Here is a 5,595-nt window from a genome sequence, read left to right as displayed (position 1 = left end):
TGGAGTGCGGTCCCGAGGCGCGGGAGGTGGACGACTTCCTGCGCCGGCCGCCGGCCCACCCGCTGCTGGTCCCGGCCCGTGAGCTGCTCTGGCACCGGGTGGCCTCGCTCGCCTACCAGGCCCTGCCGCCGTTCGCCCACGCCATCTACGGCCGGGCGGCTCCCTCGCCGGAGGCCGTCGGCCACCGGCTCGCCGCCGCCGGGAAGCTGCTGCGGCGTATCCCGGCGCGGGTGCGCTGGCAGCTTCCGCCGAAGCACATCCTGGGCGCGATGGCGAGGCTCGGCCCCGACACCCGGCCCAGCCCGTACACACTCCAGGGCCGGGCGGCCATACTGGACGGGCCGGGGAGGGCGCAGCGAGGTGACGGGGGCGACAGCACGCGATGGCGGACACCAGGCTGATCCAGGACCGCTACCGGCTGCTCGATCTGATCGGCCGTGGCGGGATGGGCGAGGTGTGGCGGGCGCGCGACGAGTCGCTCGGACGGCAGGTCGCGGTCAAATGCCTCAAGCCGCTGGGGCCGCAGCAGGACTCGTCGTTCACGCGCGTCATGCGGGAGCGGTTCCGCCGAGAGGCACGGGTCGCCGCCGCGCTCCAGCACCGCGGCGTCACGGTCGTCCATGACTTCGGTGAGTACGACGGCGTCCTGTACCTCGTGATGGAGCTGCTCGAAGGACGCAACCTCAGCCAGCTCCTGGAGGACAACCAGCAGCGCCCGCTCCCGGTGCCCGATCTGGTCGACATAGCGGAGCAGATCGCGGACGCCCTCGCCTACACCCATGATCAGGGCATCATCCACCGGGACCTGAAACCCGCCAACATCATGCGGCTCACCGACGGCACGGTGAAGATCTGCGACTTCGGCATCGCGCGCCTCGGCCATGACATCGGTTTCACCTCCCGGCTCACCGGGACGGGCATCGCGATGGGCACGCCGCACTACATGTCGCCCGAGCAGATCGGCGGCGGCCATGTCGACCACCGCAGCGATCTGTACTCGCTGGGCTGTGTCCTGTACGAGATCGCCACCGGCGCCCCGCCGTTCGACCTGGGCGACGCCTGGGCGGTCCTGGTCGGCCACCGGGACACGATCCCGCGTCCGCCCAGCGGGCACCGCGCTGACCTGCCCGGCTTCTTCGACCGGATCGTGCTCGACCTGCTGGCCAAGACACCCGAGGAACGGCCCTCGGACGCGGGCGATCTGCGCCGCCGGATCAGCGGCGCGCGCTCGGCTCCCGGCCCTGGCGTCCGGGACGGCCGCCCCGTGCCGCCCGGCGCCGGTCCGGGTCCCGTGCCGCCCTTCCCCGGCCGCCCGGCGCCGCTGCCGGACGAGGACCGACTGCCGTCCTGGACCCGGGGGATGACCACCGGGCACAAGGCGACCGGCGTGTCCGTCCTGCGGCACACCCCGCCCGACCACACCGCCGGGCTGACGGGCGAGTGGACCACGCACGCCGACCCGCGTCTCGCCGCCGGGACGTATCCGCACCGGGCGCGGCCCACTCCCTCGCCCGAGCAGCTCGCCGTCCTCGCCAGCCGGCACAACGCCGGTCTGAGCCTGGGCAGGCTCGGCCGCTGGGACGAGGCGGGCGAGGTGCACCGCGCGGTCGCGGCCGAGCGTGAGCACGCCCTCGGACCCGACCATCCGGACACCCTCGGCAGCCGGTACGAGGTCGCCTTCACCCTCAGCAGGACCGGGCGGACGGCCGACGCGCTGCGCGAGTTCTCCCGGGTCGTGGAGGGCCGAGAGCGCGCGCTCGGCCCCGACCATCCGGACACGCTGACCGCCCGCCAGGAGATGGCGTACGTCCTCGGACAGCTCGGCCGGCACTTCGAGGCCCACCAGGTGTTCGCGTCGGTCCTCGCCTCCCGTGAGCGCACCATGGGCCCCGACCATCCGGACACCCTGCGCTGCCGTCACAACCTGGCGTACAACCTCAGCCGGCTCGGCCGGCTGGAGGACGCCCACCGGCTGGCCCGCGAGGTCGCCGCCGCCCGCTCCCGGGTGCTCGGCGCCCATCATCCCGACACTCTGGTCACCCAGTACGAGGTGGCCTACACCCTCGGCCTGCTGGGCCGCTGGCCGGAGGCGCTGAGCGCGTACCACGAGGTCGCGGCGGCCCGCGCGCACGTGCTCGGGCCCGACCATCCCGACAGCCTCGCCGCCCGCTACGAGGTCGGCATCAGCCTGGGACGGCTCGGCCGCAGCGGGGAGGCGCTGGAGCTGTACCGCGCGCTGGTCGCCGACCGTATCCGCGTCCATGGCCCGCAGCATCCGGAGACCCTCCGGGCACGGCACGGGCTCGGGGTCAATCTCGGCAGGCTCGCCCGCTGGGCGGAGGCGCTCGGGGAGTCCCGTGATGTCTGCGCGCTCCGTGAACGGGTCCTCGGTCCCGACCATCCCGACACACTCGTCAGCCGCCGGGAGATCGCCGTCGGCCTGGGCTGGCTGGGCCGCTGGGGCGAGGCCCTGGCCGTCTACCGCCAGGTCGCCGACACCCGCGACCGGGTGCTGGGCCCCGCCCATCCGGACGCCCTGGCCAGCCGCAACGACGAGGCGCACTGTCTGGAGCAGCTCGGCAGGGGAGCGGAGGCGGTGGAGCTGTACCGGCAGGTGGCGGCGCTGCGTCAGGGCCACGGCGGCCGGGGCCGCTGAGCGGGCGCCGTCGCATCCGCCGCGTGTTTCCGGTATGTCTCCGGCCGTCCTCCGCCATCTCTGGCCCCGAGATCATCCGCGTGCTACCAAGAGCCATGCCCGCACATGTCTCGTACGACGCCGTCATCGTCGGCGGCGGCCACAACGGTCTGGTCGCCGCCGCCTATCTCGCCCGCGCCGGGCGCTCCGTCCTCGTACTGGAGCGGCTCGGGAACACCGGAGGCGCGGCCGTCTCCAGCCGTCCCTTCGCCGGGGTGGACGCCCGGCTCTCGCGCTATTCGTATCTGGTCTCCCTGCTGCCGGGGAAGATCGTGCGGGAGCTGGGCCTGCGCTTCACCGTGCGCAAGCGGACCGTCTCCTCGTACACACCGCTGGGCGAGGGCGGGCTGCTGGTCGGTGAGGGCCGCACCCGCGCCTCCTTCGCCGCGCTGACCGGCGGCGAGAGGGAGTACGCGGCCTGGCGGGAGTTCTACGCGATGACGGGACGGGTCGCCGAGCGGATCTTCCCCACCCTCACCGAGCCGCTGCCCGCCCGGGAGGAACTGCGCGCGCGTGTCGACGACGCGACCGCCTGGCGGACGCTCTTCGAGGAGCCGATCGGTACCGCCGTCGAGGAGCGGTTCCAGCACGATCTGGTCCGGGGCGTGGTGCTCACCGACGCCCTGATCGGCACCTTCGCCGATGCCCATGACCCCTCACTCGTGCAGAACCGCTGCTTCCTCTACCACGTGATCGGCGGCGGCACCGGCGACTGGGACGTACCGGTGGGCGGGATGGGCGCGCTCACCGACGCGCTGGCGGATGCCGCGCGGTCGGCCGGGGCCGAGATCGTCACCGGGCACGAGGCGACCGGGATCGTCACGGACGGGACCGCCGCCGAGGTCTCCTTCCACGCCGGTGGGAGCGAGGGTACGGTGACGGCCCGTCAGGTACTGGTCAACGCGTCGCCCCAGGCCCTCGCCGCCCTTCTCGGTGAGGAGCCGCCCGTCGCCGCCGAGGGAGCCCAGCTCAAGGTCAATATGCTGCTGCGCCGGCTGCCGCGGCTGCGCGACCGGTCGGTCGATCCGCGCGAGGCCTTCGCCGGTACCTTCCACATCGCCGAGGGATACGAGCAGTTGGCCGCGGCGTACCAGGAGGCGGCGGCCGGCCGGCCGCCGAGCGCGCCGCCCTCCGAGATCTACTGCCACTCCCTCACCGACCCGTCGATCCTCGGTCCCGGGCTCGCCGAGGCGGGTCACCACACACTCACCCTGTTCGGACTGCACACTCCCGCGCGGCTGTTCACCGCGGACAACGACGCCGTACGCGCGGAACTGCTCGCCGCCACGCTCGCCCAGCTCGACGAAAGGCTCGCGGAGCCGATCGCGGACTGTCTCGCGGTGGACGAGAGCGGCCGTCCCTGTATCGAGGCGAAGACCCCGCTCGACCTCGAACGTGAACTGCGGCTGCCCGGCGGCCATATCTTCCACCGGGATCTGTCCTTCCCCTACGCCGCCGAGGAGACCGGACGCTGGGGCGTGGAGACGGCGCACGCGAACGTACTGCTGTGCGGCGCGGGCGCCGTCCGGGGCGGCGGCGTGAGCGGGGTGCCCGGCCACAACGCGGCGATGGCGGCCCTGGGCCGGTGAGCGCGCGCGGCGGCCGAGGACGACGGCGCGGGGCCCGGGCGGGACCGGGTCGGGACGCGGGCGGCTCAACTCTCCGACGCCACCCAGCCGATCGAGCCGATACGGGCCGCGTCCTCGCGCCGTGACTCGTCGAAGACCGTACCGCCGCCGTCCTCGACCCGCAGTCCGTCCACATACGCGCCTCGTCCGACATACAGCCGGTCCGTCGTGTACCGCCAGCGCAGGCCCACCTCCGTACCGCGCCAGGCCGCGAGATCGGCGCTCAGCCGGTGCCAGACGCGGCCCGACCAGCCCGTGGCGGAGCCGGCGGGATGGGCCAGCGGCTCCTGCCCGGCCCGTACGGTCGTGAAGGGCACCGGACGCCAGCTCGCGCCGCCGTCCGCCGACGCCTCCAGGAACAGCGCGTCGGAGCCGGGCTCGGTGTCCCACCACAGCGAGCAGCGCAGCCGTGCGGGCCCGGACCCCGGTGCGGGCGCGAGTGCGAGCGGGGGCAGGGTCAGCGTGGCCGTGGTGGCGCTCGCCATGCCCGAGAACCAGGCCGTGCGGCCTCTCCGCGGCCGGACCGCGACGGCACGTGCCATCCGGTCGGCGGTCGCGACACGCGGCGCGCTCCCGGAACGCCAGCTTCGGACGGGATGCACGGAGTTGGCGAGGACGATCAGGAAGGAGTCGGTCGTCGGGTCGAGAACGAGACTCGTGCCGGTGAACCCGGTGTGGCCCGCCGTGCTCGGAGTGGCCATGGCGCCCATGTACCAGTGCTGGTACAGCTCGAAGCCCAGACCGTGGGCATCGCCGGGGAAGGCGGTGTTGAAGTCGGTGAACATCAGCTCCACGGACTCCGGGCGCAGGATCCTCGCCCGGCCGTAGGCGCCGCCGTTGAGCAGCGTACGGGCGAGGACCGCCAGGTCCCAGGCGCAGGAGAAGACACCGGCGTGCCCCGCGACTCCGCCGAGGCCGAACGCGTTCTCGTCGTGCACCTCGCCCCACACCAGGCCGCGGTCCAGCCCGGACCACGGCCGCCGCGCGTCCTCCGTGGCGGCGATCCTCGGCCGCCAGGAGGCGGGCGGGTTGTAGCGCGTACGGCGCATCCCGAGCGGAGCGGTGATCCCGTCGCGGAGCAGGGTGTCCAGCCGCCGCCCGCTGATCCGCTCCAGGACGAGCTGGAGCGAGATCAGATTCAGGTCCGAGTAGAGATAGGCCGTGCCGGGCGGGTTGAGCGGTGCCTCGTTCCAGAGCAGCTCCAGTTTGCCCTCGTACGTCGGCGCCGTGTAGAGCGGTACCCAGGCCCGGAAGCCGGAGGTGTGCGTCAGC

3 protein-coding genes and 1 pseudogene are annotated in these 5,595 nt (G+C 73.7%); 3 read left to right on the top strand and 1 reads right to left on the bottom strand.

The features are described 5' to 3' along the window. The 3 genes and pseudogenes from BFF77_RS28265 to BFF77_RS28255 form a co-directional block, all read left to right on the top strand. Positions 1–401, top strand: a pseudogene (locus tag BFF77_RS28265) (oxygenase MpaB family protein); the annotation flags it as partial. Further along, positions 383–2,656, top strand: a complete 2,274-nt coding sequence (locus BFF77_RS28260) for a serine/threonine-protein kinase (protein WP_066955358.1) — start codon at positions 383–385, stop codon at positions 2,654–2,656. The pseudogene BFF77_RS28265 and the gene BFF77_RS28260, both read left to right, overlap by 19 nt. A gap of 95 nt (positions 2,657–2,751) precedes the next feature. Then, positions 2,752–4,284, top strand: a complete 1,533-nt coding sequence (locus BFF77_RS28255) for a phytoene desaturase family protein (protein WP_066955355.1) — start codon at positions 2,752–2,754, stop codon at positions 4,282–4,284. 65 nt (positions 4,285–4,349) lie between these two features. Here the strand turns inward: BFF77_RS28255 and BFF77_RS28250 are convergent. After that, positions 4,350–5,595: serine hydrolase (locus BFF77_RS28250; RefSeq protein WP_066955351.1), on the bottom strand; the 1,246-nt coding region annotated here is incomplete at its 5' end.

The sequence above is a fragment of the Streptomyces lushanensis genome (assembly GCF_001700515.1).
In the GTDB taxonomy this organism is placed as follows: Bacteria; Actinomycetota; Actinomycetes; order Streptomycetales; family Streptomycetaceae; genus Streptomyces; species Streptomyces lushanensis.
This window is presented reverse-complemented; position numbering and strand designations above follow the sequence as displayed.